This is a genomic window from Kitasatospora sp. NBC_00070 (genome assembly GCF_045041205.1).
Lineage (GTDB): Bacteria > Actinomycetota > Actinomycetes > Streptomycetales > Streptomycetaceae > Kitasatospora.
Map to the genome: position 1 here is coordinate 3,617,656 of NZ_CP108247.1, position 18,674 is coordinate 3,636,329.

Annotated in this window: 22 protein-coding genes and 1 tRNA gene; 16 read left to right on the plus strand and 7 right to left on the minus strand. The window is 71.8% G+C overall.

Annotation, left to right across the window (positions count from 1 at the left end):
• Positions 1-59 precede the first annotated feature (59 nt).
• From OHV05_RS16780 to OHV05_RS16790, 3 genes are all read left to right on the plus strand, one after another.
• On the plus strand, positions 60-383 hold the full coding sequence (locus tag OHV05_RS16780; RefSeq protein WP_405018407.1) for a YciI family protein: 324 nt from the start codon (positions 60-62) through the stop codon (positions 381-383).
• A gap of 60 nt (positions 384-443) precedes the next feature.
• Entirely contained in the window at positions 444-2,375 is a 1,932-nt protein-coding gene (locus OHV05_RS16785; protein ID WP_405018408.1) for a DUF6596 domain-containing protein, read from the plus strand.
• A 222-nt stretch (positions 2,376-2,597) separates the two neighbouring features.
• Positions 2,598-3,626, plus strand: a complete 1,029-nt coding sequence (locus tag OHV05_RS16790) for a DUF4190 domain-containing protein (RefSeq protein WP_405018409.1) — start codon at positions 2,598-2,600, stop codon at positions 3,624-3,626.
• Between the two features lie 5 nt (positions 3,627-3,631).
• On the opposite strand, the gene OHV05_RS16795 is transcribed toward OHV05_RS16790, so the two are convergent.
• Positions 3,632-3,982 (minus strand): DoxX family protein, encoded by a 351-nt coding sequence (locus OHV05_RS16795; RefSeq protein ID WP_405018410.1) that lies wholly within the window; start codon positions 3,980-3,982, stop codon positions 3,632-3,634.
• A 112-nt stretch (positions 3,983-4,094) separates the two neighbouring features.
• Here OHV05_RS16795 and OHV05_RS16800 point away from each other — a divergent pair, with 112 nt between their 5' ends.
• Positions 4,095-4,538 carry a MarR family winged helix-turn-helix transcriptional regulator gene (locus tag OHV05_RS16800; RefSeq protein WP_405021478.1) on the plus strand — a complete coding sequence of 148 codons (444 nt, stop codon included), beginning with the start codon at positions 4,095-4,097 and terminating at the stop codon, positions 4,536-4,538.
• A gap of 7 nt (positions 4,539-4,545) precedes the next feature.
• Here OHV05_RS16800 and OHV05_RS16805 read toward each other — a convergent pair whose 3' ends face one another.
• Positions 4,546-5,325, minus strand: coding sequence for a TetR/AcrR family transcriptional regulator C-terminal domain-containing protein (locus tag OHV05_RS16805; protein WP_405018411.1), 780 nt, complete (start codon positions 5,323-5,325; stop codon positions 4,546-4,548).
• A 104-nt stretch (positions 5,326-5,429) separates the two neighbouring features.
• Here OHV05_RS16805 and OHV05_RS16810 point away from each other — a divergent pair, with 104 nt between their 5' ends.
• Entirely contained in the window at positions 5,430-5,810 is a 381-nt protein-coding gene (locus OHV05_RS16810; RefSeq protein WP_405018412.1) for a VOC family protein, read from the plus strand.
• 54 nt (positions 5,811-5,864) lie between these two features.
• On the plus strand, positions 5,865-6,461 hold the full coding sequence (locus OHV05_RS16815) for an HhH-GPD-type base excision DNA repair protein (RefSeq protein ID WP_405018413.1): 597 nt from the start codon (positions 5,865-5,867) through the stop codon (positions 6,459-6,461).
• Here OHV05_RS16815 and OHV05_RS16820 read toward each other — a convergent pair.
• The gene (locus tag OHV05_RS16820; protein ID WP_405018414.1) at positions 6,454-6,660 is read right to left on the minus strand and encodes a KTSC domain-containing protein; all 207 of its coding nucleotides are present in this window, start codon (positions 6,658-6,660) and stop codon (positions 6,454-6,456) included. The two genes, OHV05_RS16815 and OHV05_RS16820, sit on opposite strands and share 8 nt — an antisense overlap.
• A 42-nt stretch (positions 6,661-6,702) precedes the next feature.
• On the opposite strand from OHV05_RS16820, the gene OHV05_RS16825 reads away from it, so the two are divergent.
• Complete coding sequence (locus OHV05_RS16825) at positions 6,703-7,419, plus strand: hypothetical protein (RefSeq protein ID WP_405018415.1); 717 nt, start codon at positions 6,703-6,705, stop codon at positions 7,417-7,419.
• Between the two features lie 21 nt (positions 7,420-7,440).
• Here OHV05_RS16825 and pyrB read toward each other — a convergent pair whose 3' ends face one another.
• The gene (gene pyrB / locus OHV05_RS16830) at positions 7,441-8,475 is read right to left on the minus strand and encodes an aspartate carbamoyltransferase (RefSeq protein WP_405018416.1); all 1,035 of its coding nucleotides are present in this window, start codon (positions 8,473-8,475) and stop codon (positions 7,441-7,443) included.
• 198 nt (positions 8,476-8,673) lie between these two features.
• Entirely contained in the window at positions 8,674-9,192 is a 519-nt protein-coding gene (locus tag OHV05_RS16835; RefSeq protein WP_405018417.1) for a YbhB/YbcL family Raf kinase inhibitor-like protein, read from the minus strand.
• Positions 9,193-9,263: 71 nt separating this feature from the next.
• On the opposite strand from OHV05_RS16835, the gene OHV05_RS16840 reads away from it, so the two are divergent.
• The gene (locus OHV05_RS16840; protein WP_405018418.1) at positions 9,264-9,971 is read left to right on the plus strand and encodes a rhomboid family intramembrane serine protease; all 708 of its coding nucleotides are present in this window, start codon (positions 9,264-9,266) and stop codon (positions 9,969-9,971) included.
• Between the two features lie 85 nt (positions 9,972-10,056).
• The gene (locus OHV05_RS16845; protein ID WP_405018419.1) at positions 10,057-11,211 is read left to right on the plus strand and encodes a hypothetical protein; all 1,155 of its coding nucleotides are present in this window, start codon (positions 10,057-10,059) and stop codon (positions 11,209-11,211) included.
• 349 nt (positions 11,212-11,560) lie between these two features.
• Here OHV05_RS16845 and OHV05_RS16850 read toward each other — a convergent pair whose 3' ends face one another.
• On the minus strand, positions 11,561-13,099 hold the full coding sequence (locus OHV05_RS16850) for a helicase HerA-like domain-containing protein (RefSeq protein ID WP_405018420.1): 1,539 nt from the start codon (positions 13,097-13,099) through the stop codon (positions 11,561-11,563).
• A 149-nt stretch (positions 13,100-13,248) separates the two neighbouring features.
• On the opposite strand from OHV05_RS16850, the gene OHV05_RS16855 reads away from it, so the two are divergent.
• Together OHV05_RS16855 and OHV05_RS16860 are read left to right on the plus strand one after the other, a co-directional pair.
• Complete coding sequence (locus OHV05_RS16855) at positions 13,249-13,569, plus strand: type II toxin-antitoxin system VapB family antitoxin (protein ID WP_403037817.1); 321 nt, start codon at positions 13,249-13,251, stop codon at positions 13,567-13,569.
• A gap of 207 nt (positions 13,570-13,776) precedes the next feature.
• On the plus strand, positions 13,777-14,445 hold the full coding sequence (locus tag OHV05_RS16860; RefSeq protein ID WP_405021479.1) for a LytR C-terminal domain-containing protein: 669 nt from the start codon (positions 13,777-13,779) through the stop codon (positions 14,443-14,445).
• 74 nt (positions 14,446-14,519) lie between these two features.
• On the opposite strand, the gene upp is transcribed toward OHV05_RS16860, so the two are convergent.
• Positions 14,520-15,155, minus strand: coding sequence for a uracil phosphoribosyltransferase (gene upp, locus OHV05_RS16865; protein ID WP_403037814.1), 636 nt, complete (start codon positions 15,153-15,155; stop codon positions 14,520-14,522).
• Between the two features lie 173 nt (positions 15,156-15,328).
• Between upp and OHV05_RS16870 the strand changes: the two genes are divergently transcribed.
• The 5 genes from OHV05_RS16870 (at position 15,329) to OHV05_RS16890 (ending at position 18,656) form a co-directional block, all read left to right on the plus strand.
• Positions 15,329-15,532, plus strand: coding sequence for a hypothetical protein (locus OHV05_RS16870; RefSeq protein ID WP_403037811.1), 204 nt, complete (start codon positions 15,329-15,331; stop codon positions 15,530-15,532).
• 245 nt (positions 15,533-15,777) lie between these two features.
• A complete protein-coding gene (locus OHV05_RS16875; protein WP_405018421.1) occupies positions 15,778-16,290 on the plus strand; it encodes a hypothetical protein in 513 nt (170 codons plus the stop codon).
• A 29-nt stretch (positions 16,291-16,319) separates the two neighbouring features.
• On the plus strand, positions 16,320-16,817 hold the full coding sequence (gene tadA, locus OHV05_RS16880) for a tRNA adenosine(34) deaminase TadA (protein WP_405018422.1): 498 nt from the start codon (positions 16,320-16,322) through the stop codon (positions 16,815-16,817).
• Between the two features lie 44 nt (positions 16,818-16,861).
• Positions 16,862-16,951: transfer RNA gene (locus tag OHV05_RS16885), tRNA-Ser, on the plus strand.
• 283 nt (positions 16,952-17,234) lie between these two features.
• A complete protein-coding gene (locus tag OHV05_RS16890) occupies positions 17,235-18,656 on the plus strand; it encodes a PIN-like domain-containing protein (protein WP_405018423.1) in 1,422 nt (473 codons plus the stop codon).
• Positions 18,657-18,674 lie beyond the last annotated feature (18 nt).

Genomic DNA, 18,674 nt, shown 5'->3' on the forward strand with positions numbered 1-18,674 from the left:
GACGTACCGGCACAAGCACCGATCGCAAGCACCGATACGACAGCCCCCGGAGGCACCCCATGCGCTACCTGATGACCACCAACGCCGACGGCTCCGCTCCCGACGAGAAGCTGTTCGCCGAGATGGGCCGGTTCATCGAGGAGCTGACCGCCTCCGGTGTCCTGCTGGCCACCGGGGGCCTCGGTCCGACCAGCATCCTGGTGAGCTCCTCGGGCGACGAGATCACCGTGACCGACGGGCCGTTCGCCGAGGCCAAGGAGGCGGTGGCCGGCTTCGCGCTGGTCGAGGTCCGCTCCCAGGAGGAGGCGATCGAGCTGGCCCGCCGGTTCCGCCGGATCGTCGGCGACGGCCAGAGCCGGATCCAGGAGGTCTTCACCGGCTGACCCCGCGTCAGCACGCCCACCTGCCCCGGCCCGTCGTCGAGCCGGGGCAGGTGTGCTGTCATGGTCACCGTGCTGGATACCCGCCGGACGATCAGTGCGGTCTGGAGACTCGAATCGGCGAAGATCATCGCCGGTCTGGTCCGGATGGTCCGCGACGTCGGCCTGGCCGAGGAGCTGGCCCAGGACGCCCTGGTCGCCGCACTGGAGCAGTGGCCGCGCACCGGCGTGCCGGACAACCCGGGTGCCTGGCTGACCGCGATCGCCAAGCGCCGCGCCGTCGACCACATCCGGCGCGACCAGCGGCTGCTCCGCAAGCAGGAGCAGCTCGCCCTGGAGCCGGCCCAGCAGGCCGACCCCGAGCCCGACGACCTGCTGCGGCTGATGCTGATCTCCTGTCACCCCGTGCTGCCCACCGAGGCCAGGGCCGCCCTGACGCTCCGGCTGCTCGGCGGCCTGACGGCGGAGGAGATCGCCCGCGCCTTCCTGGTCACCGGCCCGGTCGTCACCCAGCGGATCGCCGCCGCCAAGCGGACGCTGGCCGAGCGGCAGGTCCCGTTCGAGCTGCCCGGCGAGGAGGAGCTCGGCGAGCGCCTCTCGTCCGTGCTCGAGGTCATCTACCTGATCTTCAACGAGGGCTACTCGGCCACCTCGGGCGACGACCTGATGCGGCCCGGCCTGTGCCAGGAGGCCCTCCGGCTCGGCCGTCTGCTGGCCGTGCTGGCCCCGCGCGAGCCCGAGGTGCACGGCCTGGTCGCCCTGCTGGAGGTGCAGGCCTCACGCTCCGCCGCCCGCACCGGACCGGCCGGCGAACCGGTCCTGCTGCACGAACAGAACCGGGGCCGCTGGGACCAGTTGCTGATCCGGCGCGGCTTCACCGCGATGCTCAGGGCCCGCGAACTCGGCGGGCCGCCGGGCCCGTACGTGCTGCAGGCCGCGATCGCGGTCTGCCACGCCCGGGCCCGGACCGCCGAGGAGACCGACTGGGGCCGGATCGCCGACCTGTACGAGGCACTGGCCCGGCTGCTGCCGACGCCGGTGGTGCGGCTGAACCGGGCGGTGGCGGTCGGCATGGCCCGGGGCCCGCAGGCCGGGCTCGACCTGACCGAGCCGCTGACCGCCGACCCCGCGCTGCGCGACTACCACCTGCTGCCCAGCGTCCGGGGCGACCTGCTGGCCCGGCTGCACCGGCCCGCCGAAGCCCGGCTGGAGTTCCAGCGGGCCGCCGCACTGACCCGGAACGCCGCCGAACGCGCCTTCCTGCTGGGCCGGGCCGACGCCCTCGCCGCACACCTCCCGACCGGCCCCACCCTCGGCTCGGCCACCCGGGACTTCCTGGCCGGAGCCGGGCTGGACGCCGCGACGGTGCGCTCGTACGGGCAGACCCTGCGCCGGCTCGAGCTGGCGCTCGGGGCGGGGCTGCCGTCCGCCGACCTGACGGCCGCTCAGGTGGCCGGGGTGTTCGCGACGGCCTGGGACGGGGCGGCGGCCCGGACCTGGAACCGGCACCGGGCGGCCGTCCGCTCGTTCGCGCTCCGGGCCGGACCGGCCGGGATCGCCGACCTGGTGGAACGCCGCACCGAACCCCGGCGCCCCGCCGTCGAGCCGCTGGCCGGCGAGCGGCTGGACGAACTCTGCGCCCGGCCGGAGGTGGGCCTGCGCGAACGGACCCTGTGGCGCCTGCTGCACGAGTCGGGCGCCGGGGTGACGGCCGTCCTGGCGCTGGACGTGGAGCAGCTCGACCTCGACGACCGGACCGCCGGGCCGGGCATCGGCTGGCGGTCCGGCACCGCCCGGCTGCTCCCGGGGCTGCTGGACGGCCGCACCCGGGGCCCGCTCTTCCTCACCGACCGCCGCCCCGGCCCGGCCCGCGCCCCCACCGCCGACCTCTGCCCGGAGACCGGCCGGGCCAGGCTCTCGTACGAGCGCGCCGAGTACCTGTTCAAGCAGGCCAGCGGCGGCCTCACCCTGCGCCGGCTCAAGCCCCGGCGCTGAGCGGACGCCCGGGCCGCACTGCCGGTCGTCCGCCGGGCCCCGGTATGTTGATCAGCCGCCGACCCTGTCGGCCTCCCGCCCCGGGGTGACGACGTGCGGCTCCGGCCCGGATCGGTGTCCGGGGCGCGGAAATCGGGTCGCCGGCGCCGGGGGGAGCAGGACAGACTTCGGCGTCGCGACCGAACAGCCGCTCACCGTCTCCACGTGTCCGAAGGATTCCGTATGACCACTCCCGCCCCGCCCGACAGCCCGCAGTCCGCCGAGGACCAGGCCGGCGCCAACCCGTGGGCCGCGCCGGTCCCGGGCCAGGGCGAGGCCCCGGAGCAGGACGGGGCCGCCGCGCCCGGGCCCGCCCCGGCGCCGGGCGAGATACCGGGCGGTGTCCCGGGCGGGCCGTACTGGCAGCCGTACCCGGCGCCGGCGCCGCAGCCCCGCAACGGTCTGGGCATCGCCGCGATGGTGCTCGGGATCGTCGGCGCGCTCTTCGGTCTGGCCATCATCCTGTTCTGGCTGTCCTGGCTGCCGTCGCTGCTCGCCGTGATCTTCGGTGGCATCGGACTGAGCTACGCGCGCAGGGGTCTGGCGACCAACCGCGGGATGGCCCTCGCGGGCGTACTGCTGGGCGTCGCCGGGCTGCTGGTCTCGGCCGGCACCGGGGCATTCTTCGCGGTCCGGGTGCACCAGGTCAACGAGGACCGGCGGGCGTACGAGAAGGCCGAGAACATCCGCGTCGAAGCCGCCAGGGAGCAGGCGGCGAAGGAGCGGCAGCAGTTCGAGGCCGCCCAGGCGAAGGAGCGGGAGCGGCAGGCGGCCGAGCAGGCGAAGAAGGCGGCGGACGAGAAGGCCCGGCACCTCGGGTTCGGTGAGTCCTACACCTACGAGGACGGGCTGAAGGTCACGATGGCCAAGCCGGTGCCGTACGTCCCGAGCGGCGGCGTGGGCGACGTCCCCGACAACACCAGGATCGTCGAGGTCCGGATCACCGTCGTCAACACCGGGCCCGAGGAGCTCTCGCTCTACGGCTCGGGGGCACCCTTCGTCAAGAACACCAAGGGCAACCTGATCTACCACGTGATCGACGGGAGCGGGCGGATGAAGTTCATCGCCAACGACGTCGCCCCCGGCCAGGACTCGTCCAGCGTGTCCGCGTACGCCCTGCCGAACAACGGGGCCGACCCCTTCTACGTGGAGTTCCACTACGGCAAGGGCATGAACAGCAAGACCGTCACCTGGACCGGCTCGGCCGGCTGAGCCGGTCAGGAGGCCGCGACCGCCAGCGCCAGCACGGCCGCCGAGACCACCAGCAGCACGGCGGCCGGGGGCGTGCCCTTGTAGTCCGCCGTGCGCAGGTGCGCGCCGACCGCGCCGACGAAGTAGAGGACGACGCCGACGGCGGCCGCCACCCCGAGCGGTCCGATCCAGATCCCGGCCAGCAGGCCGAGCGCACCGGCCACCTCGCAGGCGGCCAGCGGCGGCAGCCAGCCGAGCGGCACGGCGATGCCGGTCATGCTCGCCACCACCTTCTCGTCCCGCTTCAGCTTGGCCGAGGCGGAGGCCAGCAGGACCAGGGCGAGCAGGACTGCGGTGACGACATAGGCGATGAACACGACGGGCCTCCGGACGGATCGCGGGCGAGTACCGTGGAGGCTAGCAGATAGTTGAAGAGCATCAACCATTGAATGGGTGCGACAATTCGCCCCCGGTAGGGTTGACGGCGTGATGGAGGACCTTCCCGTACTGACCCTGGCCTTCCAAGGCCACCTCGCCGGCACCCGGGTCAGGAAGGCGATGGCGGAGCACGGGCTGAAGCCCGGGCACGGGCATGTCCTGATGGTGCTCCAGGACCAGGGCGCGGTCGGCCAGCACTGCCTGACCGAGACCCTCGGCGTCGACAAGAGCGTCACCGTCGCCCTGCTCAACGACCTCGAACGCGACGGCCTCGCCGAGCGCCGCCGCGACCCGGCCGACCGCCGCCGCCACATCGTGGAGATCTCCCCCCGGGGCACCGCCCTGGTCACCGAGCTCCGCACCACCCTCGCCGCCGTCCAGGCCGACCTGTTCCGGAACCTCGCCCCCGCCGAGATCGACATCCTCAGGTCCGCCCTCGCCCGCCTGCACACCACCCCGGACGACGACGGCTCCCCCTGCGACGGCCAGGACTGACCCGGCGTCACTCCCCGGCGGCCCGCTCGGCGATCAGCGCGGCGAAGCCGTCCAGGACCCGGCGGAGGCCGAACTCGTAGGCGTGGTCGGCACTGTAGGCACCCTGGTGGGCCTCGCCGGCGGCCGCGCCGATCCGGGTGGCCAGCGGGAAGCGCTCGGGGTCGAAGACCTTGGCCAGGATCGGCGCGTTGGCCTCCCACCAGTCGGCGTCCGACATCGTGCTGTCGCGCTCGGCGGCCCGGGCCTCGAGCGCGGTCCGCGCCGTGGAGCGGACGAAGTCCAGCAGGTGGGCGAGGGCCGCGTCGAGGTCCAGGTCGGGGAGGCCGAGGCCGTCGAAGGCGCTCAGCTCGTGGTCGTACTTGGCGATCAGCCCCGGCCCGAGCGGCGGCCGGGTGGCGGGCAGGGCGGCCACCCAGGGGTGGGCAAGGTGGAGCGCCCGGTTGGCCTCGGCGACGGCGGTCACCCGCTCGCGCCAGGGTGCACCGGCATCCACCGGCCGGGGCATCCGCTGGAACAGCGTGTCCAGCATCAGGTCGAGCAGCTCGGCCTTGCCGGGCACGTACGTGTAGAGCGTCATCGGCGTCACGCCGAGCTGCTGGGCGACCCGCCGCATCGAGACGGCGTCCAGACCCTCCGCGTCGGCCAGCTCCAGGGCCGCCCGCACCACCGCGTCCACACTCAGCCCCGGCCGGGGGCCACGCCCGCCGGCCGGCGCCCCGCCCGGCTCGCGCCAGAGCAGGGCGAGGGTGCGGGAGGGGTCGCCTGCGCTGCTTCGGTCCTTCGCCATGGCCCCATCCTCTCCTGTCCGGACCCTGGGGAATAAACTGCGGGCGCCATTGTTGTACGGCGTATAGAGTACGCCGTACGGAATTCACCGACCCAAGGAGTGCCGTGCAGATCACCGCCGCCGCCGTCTCGCTCACCGTCGACCGGGTCGAGCCCTCCGCCGCCTTCCTGACCAGCCACTTCGGTTTCCGGGAGGAGATGGCCGCGGACGGCTTCGCCTCCCTCGCCCGGGAGGGCGCACCCAACGTGGTCTTCCTGCGGCGCGGCCTCGAAGTGCTGCCGGAGGGCTTCCGCGACCAGCACGCCGCCGGGGTGATCCTGGCCTTCGTGGTCACCGACCTGACCGCCGAGCACGACCGCCTCCGGGCCGCCGGGGTGCCGATCACCATGGAGCTGCGCGAGGAGCCCTGGGGCGAGCGCCTGTTCCAGGTCACCGACCCGAACGGCGTGATCGTCCAGCTCGTCGAGTGGGCCGCCACCGAGTAGCGCCCGCCGCGTGCCGACCGGCCCCGGCCGGTCGGCACGCCTAGGCTTCGGCCCATGGCTACCGAAATCCACCTGGCACAGCAGGACGAGGCGGACGAACTGCTCGGGCGCAGCCCGTTGGCGGCGCTGGTCGGGATGCTGCTGGACCAGCAGATCCCGATGGAGTGGGCCTTCACCGGGCCCCGGACGATTCTGGACCGGATCGGCGGCGACGACCTGGACGCGCACCGGATCGCCGTCTACGACCCCGAGGAGTTCGCCGCCCTGGTGTCGGAGAAGCCGGCCGTGCACCGGTACCCGGGGTCGATGGCGAAGCGGGTGCAGCAGCTCTGCCAGTTCCTGGTGGCGGAGTACGCCGGGCAGGCGGCGGCGGTCTGGGAGGGGGCGGCGACCGGGGCAGAGCTGCTGAGGCGGCTGCAGGCGCTGCCGGGGTTCGGGAAGCAGAAGTCGCAGATCTTCCTGGCCCTGCTGGGCAAGCAGTACGGCGTGCGGCCGGAGGGCTGGCGGGAGGCCGCCGGGGTGTACGGGGAGCAGGACGCCTTCCGCTCGGTGGCGGACATCACCGGGCCCGAGTCGCTGGTGAAGGTGCGGGCGCACAAGCAGGAGATGAAGCAGGCGGCGAAGGCCGAGAAGGCCGCGAAGCTCAAGTGAGCCGCTCGTACGGGTAGCGGTCGCGGACGGCCCGGTGGAAGTAGCGACCGAGGCTGGGCGCGGCGAGCAGTTCGCGGTGCACCTCGGGCGGCACGTCCAGGTAGCGGTAGACCGAGCCGCTGTGGAACTCGAGCTCGAGCGTCGTGCCCTGATGGCCGACGGAGCGCAGACAGCTGGATTCCACCTGTTGACGGTTCATGGCATCTCCGTACCTTCATGGTACGTACGTAATACTGACGGTATGTCACCTATGACCGATACCGGCCGACGGCTGCTCGCCGATCTGCTCGTGGTGGGCCGGACGTACCCGCTGGTGCTCGGCGGGGACTGTGCCGCCCGGGCGCACGGCCTGCCGGACCGGCCGGTGCGCACGGTCGAGCTGGCCACCGAGAGTCCGGTACCGCTGCCGAGGCTGACCGGGGCGGTGGCCGACGGGCTGGCGCGGCGCGGCTGGTCGGTCCAGGTGCTGGTGGGCGATCCGCTGGTGTCCGCGCTGGCGGCGACCGATCCGGGGACGGCCGAGGTGTACGGGGTCGAGCTCCGGAAGGAGACCTTCTGGCAGCAGCCGGTGCAGGGACCGGACGGTCCGGTGCTGGCCCTGGCCGACCTGGCCGGGACGGAGGTGCGGGCGCTCGCGGACCGGGGCCTGCCCCGGGACCTGGTCGATCTGCACGCCCTCTCGGACCGCTGGTCCTACCCGGAGCTGGAGACCCTCGGCCGGCACCACAGCGGCCCGGACGGTCTCGACCTGACGGAGCTGCAGGCCCGGCTGGGCGGCACCGACTGGATCGACGACACCCGCTTCACCGCTCTGGGGCTGACCGCCGACCGGGTGTCGGCCCTGCGCGGCTGGGCCCAGGGCTGGCTGGACGACCTCGCCGAGCGGCAGCTGGAGGCGGCGGAGCCGACCGATCCCGAGGACCGGCCGGCTCCGGGGGCCCCGGCCGACCACGTGTAGGCCGACCACTCGCCGGAGCGACTACTTGTAGAACGGCGCGTCGTCCGGCCCGACGAACTCGGGCCGGTACCAGCGGGCCGGGCGCAGCGAGTCGCGGATCTCGTCGGCCACCCCGAGCACCGAGGCGAACAGCGCCATCCGGGTCGGGATGCCCGCGTCGGTCTGCCGGAAGATGGCCAGCCGGGGGTCGCGGTTCAGGTCGGGGCTGAGGTCGTTCGAGCCGGGGCGGCCGTCCCGGGGCAGCGGGTGCATGATCACCGCGTCCGACCGGAACACCCGGTCGGCCAGCGCGGCGTCCACCCGGAAGTCGTCGCTGTAGGGCAGCGGCCGGTCCTTGAAGCGCTCGGTCTGCAGCCGGGTGGTGTAGACGACGTCGGCGTCCTTGAGGCCCAGGCTCGGCTGGTCGCTCTCCTCCACCGTGTGGCCGCGCTCGGCGGCCAGCTCCAGCAGGTGGGCGGGCATGTTCAGCTCGTCCGGGGCGACGCAGACGATGGTCAGGTTCTCGTACCGGGAGAGCAGCTTGACCAGCGAGTGCACGGTGCGGCCGTGCCGCAGGTCGCCGACCAGCGCGACCCGGCTGCCGTCCACGGTCTTGCCGAGGCGGCCGAACTCGCGGTGGATCGCGAACATGTCGAGCAGCGCCTGGGTCGGGTGCTCGCCCGCGCCGTTGCCCGCGTTGATCACCGGGACGTTGGTGGCGGCGGCGAACTCGTGGATCGAGCTGACCTCGGGGTGCCGCATCACCACCAGGTCGCAGTAGCCGCTGACCACCCGGCTGGTGTCGGCCAGCGTCTCGCCCTTGGCGATCGAGGTGACCTCCGTCCCGGTGGTGGAGGTGACACCGCCGCCGAGGCGGAGGAAGGCGGTCTCGCAGCTGAGCCTGGTACGGGTGCTGGCCTCGAAGAACAGGCTGGCCAGCACGGCCCCTTCGAGCACCCGGGTGACCTGCTGCCCCCGGGCCACCGGCACCAGCAGGTCGGCCAGTTCGAAGAGCCGCTCCAACTCGTCCCGGTCGAAGAGATCGCTGGAGAGAATGTGCTTCCCGGTCAGTGACATGGCGGCTCGGTTCTCCCTGTGGCTGCGCGGTGGATGCCGCCAGTTTACTGGCCCGGCGGCACCCGACCGGCATCCCCCACCCGCTCCCGCGACCCCGGCGGACCCACTGCCATCAGGACTTTCGTCCCCGTACGGAGCACCCGGTGGGCACCCCGAGGATCACTCCGGATACGTCAGGTCCGCCCCTCGGGGGCCGCCTCAGCCGCTGGCGTGCTCCACCACGAGCACCGCCCGGGCGAGGGTGTGGAAGGTCAGGTTGAACCCGACCACGGCGGCCGGGGTGTCCGGACCGAGGTCCAGCGTCGGGACGTCCAGCGCGTGCACCGCGAAGACGTACCGGTGGGCCGGCCCGGGCGGCGGGGCGGCACCGTCGTAGCGGTAGCCGGCCGAGTCGTTGCGGACGTGGAAGGCCGGACCGGGCAGGCTGGAGGCGGAGGCGCCCGCGCCGCGCGGCAGCTCGGTGACGTCGGCGGCCAGGTTGACCGCCAGCCAGTGCCACCAGCCGCTGGCGGTGGGCGCGTCCGGATCGAAGCAGGTGACCGCGAAGCCCAGGGTGCCGGCCGGGAAGCCGGACCAGGAGAGCTGCGGGGATTCGTTGCCACCGCTGTGGACGTGGCGGTACGGCGTCCGCCCACCGTCCGTCAGGTCGGCACTGGTCAGCTCGAACGACGGTACGGGCGGCAGGAATTCGTACGGGAGCGGCGCGCGCTGGCTCATCGCGGGGGCATCCTCACTGGTGGGTGACGGGCGTCTCCCGCAGTTTAGGAGCGCCCCGTAGAGTCGGGGCCATGGCAGCCCAGAACACGCCCAGCAGCATCGCCGACCCGGCCCGGATGGTGGCCGACGCCCGGCGCGCCTTCTTCGTGATGTTCGGCGTGCTCTGTCTGGTCTGGGCGGTGCAACTGGCCAACTGGCTGAGTGACTACCGGCTCACCGTCGAGGGCGGCATCGTGGCCCACCGGCCCGACCAGCTCGCCGACCTGCTGACCGCGCCGTTCCTGCACGTCAACTGGCAGCACCTGGAAGGAAACTCCGGCCCGCTGTTCGTGTTCGGCTTCCTGGCCGCGTACCGGGGCATCAAGCGCTTCCTCGGGCTGACCGCCCTGCTGGTGCTGACCAGCGGGGCGGCCGTCTGGCTGTTCTCGGACGACCGGGTGGTGACCGTCGGGGCCAGCGGCGTGATCTACGGGTACTTCGGCTACGTGGTGCTGCGCGGCCTGATCGACCGGAACCTGATCGACAGTCTGATCGGCGTGGTGATGGGAGCGTCCTTCGCCTACATCCTCACCACGGCGGTACCCGGCACTCCGGGCGTCAGCTGGCAGGGCCACCTGGGCGGGCTGCTCGGCGGGCTGGCCGGCGCCTGGATCTTCCGCGCCCGGAAGGGCGCCGACGCGGCCCCGGCGGCGACCCCGGCCCCGGTGCCCGGCCAGGCCGAGGCCCCGCCGAGCGAGCGGGCGCAGCTGCTCAAGGAGCTGGACGACCTCGGCCTGTGAGCCGTCCGGGCGGTCAGGTATAGACCAATACGGGCACCCCCGGCTAGCGTGGGGTCCCCCGCACCACCTGCCCCGGAGCCGCCCCGTGGAGTCGTCCGTCCTCGCCTTCGCCACCGACCTGATCGACGAGGGCGCCGACACCTTCTTCGGCAACCTGACCGACCGAGCCGGCGTCGGCGGCGTCACCCTGGCGTCCGTCTACCACGAGGCGCGCGACGTCTTCCCGCACAACCCCCGCCGGGTGATCCGCTACCTGGAGCCCGGCGCCGCCTACTTCCGCCCCGACCCGGCCCGCTGGGCCGGACGGCGGCTCACCCCGCTGCCGTCCACCGCGATCGGCGACCGCGACCCGTTCGCCGAGGCGGCCGAGCAGGCCCGGCGGCGCGGGCTCAAGCTGCACGCCTGGACGGTCTTCTGCCACAACGACCGGCTCGGTTTCCGGCACCCGGACGTCTCCCCCGAGAACGCCTTCGGCGACCGCCACCTGACCGAGCTCTGCCCGGCCAACCCCGAGGTCCGCGAGTACGCCACCACCCTGGTCGGCGAGTTCGCCCGGTACGGGGTGGACGCGATCCGGGCCGAGTCGCTGCACTTCCACGGCCTCCGGCACGGCTACCACCACGAGCGCTACTTCGAGGAGCTCGGCCCGGTCGCCGAGGCCCTGCTCGGGGTCTGCTTCTGCCCCCACTGCCTGGCCAACGCCGGCCCCGACGCCGAGCACGTCCGGACGGTGGTCCGGGACGAGCTGCGCGCCCGGCTGGCCGACGAGCGCCGGGCCGCCGAGCCGGTCGCCCTGGACGAGCTCGCCGACGGCGCGGTGGCCGCCTACATCGACGCCTCGGCCCGCACCGTCACCTCGCTGGCGGCCGAGGTCGCCGAGGCCGCCACCGCCGGCGGCATGCGACTCACCTTCATGGACGGCGGCGGCCCCGGCACCGGCTGGCTCTCCGGCATCGACCTGCCCGCCCTCGCCAAGACCGCCCACCAGATCGAGACCCTCGGCTACGCCACCACCCCCGAGGCCGTCCGCGAGAAGCTCGCCGCCTTCGCCCTGCACGGCGTACGCCCCGAGGAGATGGCGGTCATCCTGCGCCCCATGGCCTCCGACTGCGACAGCCCGGAGAACCTCGCCGCCAAGATCGCCGTCCTCCGCGACCTGGGCCTCCCCGAGGTCGAGTTCTACAACTACGGCCTGATGCGCCTCACCTCCATGGACCGCATCGGCCACGCCCTCCACTGAACCCCGACCTTTCGGCAGGTGGTTCGGCAGACAGGGGCTCGGGGCTCTGCTGATCTGCGGCTCCGCCGCGCGGGCGACGCCGGCCTTTTGCAGGTGGCTCGGCAGCTACGGTCAGGGGCTCGGGGCTCTGCTGATCTGCGGCTCCGCCGCGCGGGCGACGCCGACCCTTTAGGCAGGTGGCTCGGCAGCTACGGTCAGGGGCTCGGGGCTCTGCTGATCTGCGGCTCCGCCGCGCGGGCGACGCCGGCCTTTTGCAGGTGGGTCGGCAGCTACGGTCAGGGGCTCGGGGAACTGCGACGCCAACCTCAGGAACGTCGCACTCACGTACCGGTCCAGGCACCTTCGCCGTTCACCGCCGCCGCCTCGACGTCCCGAACAGATTCCGCGAGATCTCCCGCCCCAACTGCGTCCCCGCCGACCGCGCGAACGACTTCAGCATCGGGTTGCTCAACAACGACCCGAGCAGCCCACCACCCTCCTCAGTCGGCTTTGCCTCCGGCTCCGGCTCCGGCTCCGCGACCGAGGGCTCCGGCGCCCCCCGTGCCGCGAGCTTCTCGTACGCCGACTCCCGGTCGACCGCGTCGCGATACCGCGCCGTCAACGCCGACCCCTCCACCGCCGCCCGCAGCGCCGCCTCCTCCACCGGCCCCATCAGCGACTGCGGCGCCCGCAGCCGGGTCGCCGCGACCGGCGTCGGCGCCCCCTTCTCCGACAGCACCGTCACCACCGCCTCCCCCGTCCCGAGCTGGGTGAGCACCTCGGTCAGGTCGTACGTCGACTTCGGGAAGGTGGAGACGGTGGCCTTCAGCGCCTTGGCGTCGTCCGGGGTGAAGGCCCGCAGCGCGTGCTGCACCCGGTTGCCGAGCTGCGCCAACACGTCCGCCGGGACGTCCTTCGGGGTCTGGGTGACGAAGAAGATCCCGACCGCCTTGCTGCGGATCAGCCGGACGGTCTGGGTGATCGCCTCCAGGAAGCCCTTCGATGCGCCCTTGAAGAGCAGGTGCGCCTCGTCGAAGAAGAACACCAGCTTCGGCCGGTCCAGGTCCCCGACCTCGGGCAGCTCCTGGTAGAGGTCGGCCAGCAGCCACATCAGGAAGGTCGAGAACAGCCGCGGCCGGTCCTGCACCGCGGGCAGCTCCAGCACCGACACCACGCCCCGGCCGTCCGGGGCGGTCCGCAGCAGCTCCGCCGTGTCGAACTCCGGTTCGCCGAAGAACGCCCCGGCCCCCTCGTTCTCCAGCACCGTCAGCGAACGCAGGATCACCCCGGCGGTCGCCGAGGACAGCCCGCCGATGCCCTTGAGCTGCTCCTTGCCCTCCGGGGAGGTGAGGAAGGAGATCACCGCCGAGAGGTCCTTGAGGTCGTACAGCTCCAGGCCGTTCTTGTCTGCGAAGTGGAAGATCAGGCCGAGCGAGGACTCCTGGGTCTCGTTCAGCTCCAGCACCTTGGCCAGCAGCAGCGGGCCGAAGCTGGTCACGGTGGCCCGCAGCGGGATGCCGGTGCCGAGGCCGCCGAGCGCGTAGAACTCGGTCGGGAAGCCCTGGCCCTGCCACTGCTGCCCGACCTCCCCGGCCCTGGTCGTCACCTTGTCGTTGACCGCGCCCGGGGTGGAGATCCCCGAGACGTCGCCCTTGATGTCGGCCAGGAAGACCGGCACGCCCTGCGCCGACAGCTGTTCGGCCATCAGCTGCAGCGTCTTGGTCTTCCCGGTCCCGGTCGCCCCGGCCACCAGCCCGTGCCGGTTCAGCACACCGAGCGGGATCCGGACCTGCGCCCCGGGGTACGCGGCGCCGTCCAGCAGCACCGCACCGAGCTCCAGCGCGGGGCCGGTGAAGGCGTACCCGGCCGCGATCTCCTGGACGGCGGACGGCATTTCCTGGGTGGTCATCTGGGCGGACTCCCGCTCGGGTCGGAGGCATCGTCAGAAAACAGGTGCCCACAAATAGGGACACTTCCTATGTAATCCCTATGAATCTCCGAACGCAGGCCGCGCCGCGCTTGCTGTGCCTCGGGGCGACGTGACGGTAGGCTTTCCGTGTGATCTTCAAGCGCATCGGCAACGGACGGCCGTACCCGGATCACGGCCGGACCAGCACCCGCCAGTGGGCGGACGTAGCGCCGCGCCCGGTGCGGCTGGACCAGCTGGTGACCACCAAGGGGCAGTTGGACCTGGAGACCCTGCTGGCCGAGGACTCCACGTTCTACGGGGACCTCTTCGCCCACGTGGTGAAGTGGCACGGCGACCTCTACCTGGAGGACGGGCTGCACCGCGCGGTGCGGGCCGCGCTCCAGCAGCGCCAGGTGCTGCACGCGCGGGTGCTGGAGATGGACTACCCACCAGCCTCACCGAGCTCCTGACCTGCCGTCATCCTCCGCGCAGCCGTTCGGGTGCCGGTACATCCTTTCGAGTGCCCGGGTACTCCAGATGATGATCATTTAGTACCTTCGCACCCGGAGTGGCACTAATCTGCTGAGTACGGCCGAAAGCATCCCGGCGATCCGCCCTCCCGGCCGCACCCGTCACCGAGCCTTGCCCTGGCACGAGGGGGAGACCGACCCGTGAGCATGTTGACTCCCCAGGGACTGAAGGGGAAGCAGTACCGGATCACCGGTAACTCCTACCCCCGCCTTGGACGCCCGCCCCGCAGGAGCCGCAAGGTCCTGGCCCTGATCGGCTCGCTGCTCGCCCTCGCCCTGATCGGCCTCGGCGGCGTGCAGCTGGTGGACATCTTCTCCGGCAAGAACCGGAGCGGTACCGCCCAGGCCTGCGCCTCCCCCGCCGCCACCGTCTCCGGCAAACCGCTGGCCGCACCGGACGCAGCTCCGGGGGCACCGTCGGCGCCACCGAGCAGCACCGCCGTCCCGCAACCGGCCGCCGTCACGGTGAACATCTACAACGCCACCGCCAAGTCCGGCCTGGCCGCGCGGACCGCCGAGGAGTTCAAGAAGCGCGGCTTCACCATCGGCAAGGTCGGCAACGCGCCCGCCACCGTCGAGAAGCTGCCCACCACCACCGTCCAGGTGATCAGCGGCCCGGCCGGCCTCGGCGGCGCCACCCTGCTCGCCTCCCAGGTCACCGGCGCCACCAGGACCGCCGACACCCGGGTCGACCCCTCGGTCGACGTGGTGGTCGGCGACGCCTTCACCGCCCTGCTCGAACCCGACCAGGCGGCCGCCGCACTGGCCCTCGCCACCAAGCCCTCGCCGACCCCCTCGCTGCCGGGCAGCTGCTGACCCGCCCACCGCACCGCGTACGCAGCAGGGCCCGACCTCCACGGAGGTCGGGCCCTGCTGCGGTGTCCGCTCGGTCAGCCGGCCGTGCCGTACAGGCGGTCGCCCGCGTCGCCCAGGCCAGGCACGATGTAGCCGTTCTCGTTCAGCCGCTCGTCCACGGCGGCGGTGACCACGGTGACCGGCAGCCCGGCCAGCTCGCGCTCCATCATCGCGACGCCCTCCGGCGCGGCCAGCAGCACCACGGCGGTGACGTCGGTGGCGCCGCGCTCGATCAGCATCCGGATCGCCACGACCAGCGTGCCGCCGGTGGCCAGCATCGGGTCCAGCACGTACACCTGACGGCCCGCGAGGTCCTCCGGCATCCGGGTGGCGTACGTGGAGGCCTCCAGGGTCTCCTCGTTCCGCACCATGCCCAGGAAGCCGACCTCGGCGGTCGGCAGCAGCCGGGTCATGCCGTCCAGCATGCCGAGCCCGGCGCGCAGGATCGGCACCACCAGCGGGCGCGGGTAGCTCAGCCGGGTCCCAGTGGTGACCGCGACCGGGGTGGTGATCTCCACCTGGTCGGTCCGGACCTCCCGGGTGGCCTCGTACGCGAGGAGGGTGACCAGCTCGTCGGTCAGCCGACGGAAGGTCGGTGAGTCGGTGCGCTCGTCGCGCAGGGTGGAGAGCTTGTGGGCCACCAGCGGGTGGTCGACGACATGGAGACGCATGCTCCGACCATAACGGGCAACGGCACACATGTACGACCTGCCGGGGCCGCCCCAGGGCGTCCCGGGCGGCCTTCACCCCTTCACCACCTCTCCTCCCCGGCGCGCGTCGGCAATCCCGAAACCCCCGCACCTCCTGTGGTATTTACCGGACAGTTCTGGGAAAGTCGGACGGTATGAAGAGCACCCCGCACGCCGGGCCCGGCTCGACAGAGCAGCCCGAGGCCCGACCCGAGACCGAAGCGGAACGCCGCCGACGGCGTGCCCGCTTCCTCAGTGAGCTGGCCGAAGCCCGGGAACTGCGGGCCAGGGTGCAGCCCCGGCGCACCAAGGAGCGCCGACTCCGTGAGGCGCTCCGGATGCGAACCTTCCGAATCTGACGGCGCGTCGGCCCTCCATCGTCGTCTTCCGACACGACCTGCGAAGACGCGCTGCCGAACACTCCCCGCAGGGCCCGGCTTTCTGTCACGATGCCGGAGGGACGGTCCGAACGGCGGGCCGCCTCTGGCGCGGGGGCGGCCAGACCGCGTTCGCCCGAGATCGCCTACAGCCGAGACCAATCTTGGGAGAGTCCCTGGTGGCGTACTTCGCTGCAGTGCTTGCTCGCACCGACGGCGCGTGGGATGTGAGCGAGACAGAGCTGGACAACGTCGAGACCATTGCCGACCTGGCCGACCTGGCCCGGGCGGCGGCCCAGGACGACGAGAGCGTCCTGGTCTTCATCGAGCAGGAGGACGCCTGGTTCGCCGTCCTCCGGGTGGACGGCGAGGACGATCCGCGGATCTTCGTCTCCGACGGGGCCGCTGCCGCCCGCAGCTCATACGGTTCGATCCTCACCGACGAACTGCTGGACCGGGTCGGCGACTCCGACTTCGACGACCTGGACAGCCTGGTCACCGACCTCGACGACGAGGACGCGGACCAGGGCTCCGACGACGACGAGGACGAGGCGGCCGGCGCCACCGGCCCGGGCGGCGTCCCGGTCGGCCCGCTCGGCGACCCGGAGCTGCTGATCGAGTTCGGCCTGCCCGCCGAGGGGCTGCTCGACCTCAGCGGCGAGGGGGCGATGCCCGGCGACGCCCTCTCCGAGATCGCCGACGCGATCGGCTGCGGCGAGGTGCTGGAGGCGGTGCGGTAGCCGGTCGCGCGGTGCCCGACACTGGTCCCATGCAGATCGCCCCGCTCCCGGCCCCCGTACGCCCCGACCCGGTACGTGACCGCTGGACGGACGCGATGCGCCTCGCCATCGACGAGGCCGCACTCGCCACCGCCACCGGTGACGTACCGGTCGGGGCGCTCGTCCTCGGCCCCGACGGGACGGTCCTCGGCCGCGGCCACAACGAGCGCGAGGCCGTCGGCGACCCCACCGCCCACGCCGAGGTGGTCGCCATCCGGCAGGCCGCCACCGCCCTCGGCGAGTGGCGGCTGGCCGGCTGCACCCTGGTGGTCACCCTCGAACCCTGCACCATGTGCGCCGGCGCCATCGTGCTCGCCCGGGTCGCCCGGGTCGTCTACGGCGCCTACGACGACAAGGCCGGCGCGGCCGGCTCCCTGCTCGACGTCCTCCGCGACCCCCGCCTCAACCACCGCCCCGAGGTCGTCCACGGCGTCCTCGCCGGCCCCTGCGCCGACCAGCTCCGCACCTTCTTCGACACCCACCGCTGAACTGATTTCGTCCCCGCCCACCCCGTCCGGTAGAGTCTCGTCTCGGTAGCGTGTCCGAGCGGCCAAAGGAGCACGCCTCGAAAGCGTGTGTGGGGGCAACTTCACCGTGGGTTCGAATCCCACCGCTACCGCCAGCTCGACGTAGGGCCCCGATCCACTGGATCGGGGCCCTACGTAGTTCGCAAAGGTCGAGCCCAGGTCCAAGATCGCCTGTTGATGAGTGCGGCGAACTTCTTGTGATGTCTTGCCGCCGTGTAGCCCAGGCAGCCCCCCACTGGATGGCTGAATGCAACGGGACGCTACATCGCAGGTATCGCAGGGCGGGCCCGGGGCTATGATCTCCGAACGCCTTGACTGCGGCCCGCAGTGCGGGAATGATCACCCAGAGTAGTGAACTTGCCGGACTGGGGTGCGCTGGTGGAGAACGAGTCTGGAATGCTGCAGCAGTACAAGGCCTGGCTGCAACCTGGTGGCCTGATGTGCGACGAAGATCGTCGGCGGTTTTTCACTGAGGCTCTCGTTGTGCTCGACACGAACGTCTTGCTGAGCCTGTACGAGTACACGCCGCCCGCCCGTGCTCAGGTTCTTGCTGCTTTGGAGCGTGTCAAGGAGCGCTTGTGGCTCCCTTATCAGGTTGGCCTGGAGTTTGTGCGGGGAAGGCACCGGGTGATCGCTTCCCGGACTAGCACCCTGCGAAGCGCTCCCGACGACGTCAACCGCAAACTCAACGAGGCGCGGAAAGCCCTTCTGGGAGCCAGCGCACTTGTCAAGGATCTCTTGGCGAAGTACGCGCAAGACGACGATGCCATCAGGGAGTTGGACAGTCAGATCAACCAGGATGCCGTGGAGGAGCGGTTCACGGACTGGAAGGAGACGCTCCTCAAGCAGGTCGCCAAGCTGAAGAACGAACATGACGTCGCCTTGGCATCAGTGGCATCCAACGACCCAGTACTGCCATGCGTCGCCGAGCTCTACGGCGACCGCATCGGGAAGCAGCCCGCCCAGGAGGTCCTGCGCCAGCGAGTCAAGGAAGCCGCCGAGTACCGGTTCCCCAACAACATCCCCCCGGGCTTCTCCGACCGTGGGAAGGCCACGCCTCTCCAAGCAGCGGGGGACTTTCTGCTATGGGAGGAGCTGGTGGAAGAGGCGAAGTCTTCCGACAGCCTGGCCCGCGTCCTCTTCATTTCGGCTGATGTCACCAAGGGCGACTGGTACGAGCCGGAGGAGTCTGGCCGGGGGCCTCGCCCCTGGCCCATGCTGTACGACGAGCTGCGGCTACGGTCGGGCGCCGAGCTGTGCATTGAGACGCCGGGCCATTTCTTCCAGGGCGTTAGACAGTATCTGGATGCGGAGATCACTGAGACGACGTACGAGGAGATCGACCGCGCTGCGGAAAGGCCAGTCTCCTTCACACAGGACTATGCGGACCCTGTGACAGAGGAAAGCGCTGGGCTGCTGGAGCCACCTCCAGGGCTTGCCCTCGCGGCATATCGCGCGGCCGGCCTGACAACAGCTCCCGTACGCGCTGCGCTGGAGTCGCCCGAGCGTGCTCAATGGATGTTCCAGTGGTGGTTGATCGGCGTCACAGCCCAGCTCGGCCGACGTGAGCCGGTCGACGGTGAGCCTGAGATTGAGCTGCAGGCGGCAACACGGTCATCCATAAGGCCAGCACCGCACTGGCAGCCAGGGCAACTTCTCAGGTTGGGTGAGTGGCCGTACCGATCGACATCCTGGATCGCACCGTGGTTCGTCCAGCTACTCAACAGGACAGCCCAAGCGGACAGGATGCTGCTACAGCGGCTCGCCGCGCATCAAGCTGACCTTGAACATCCGGAATGAAGCCTCTGCCAACGCCAC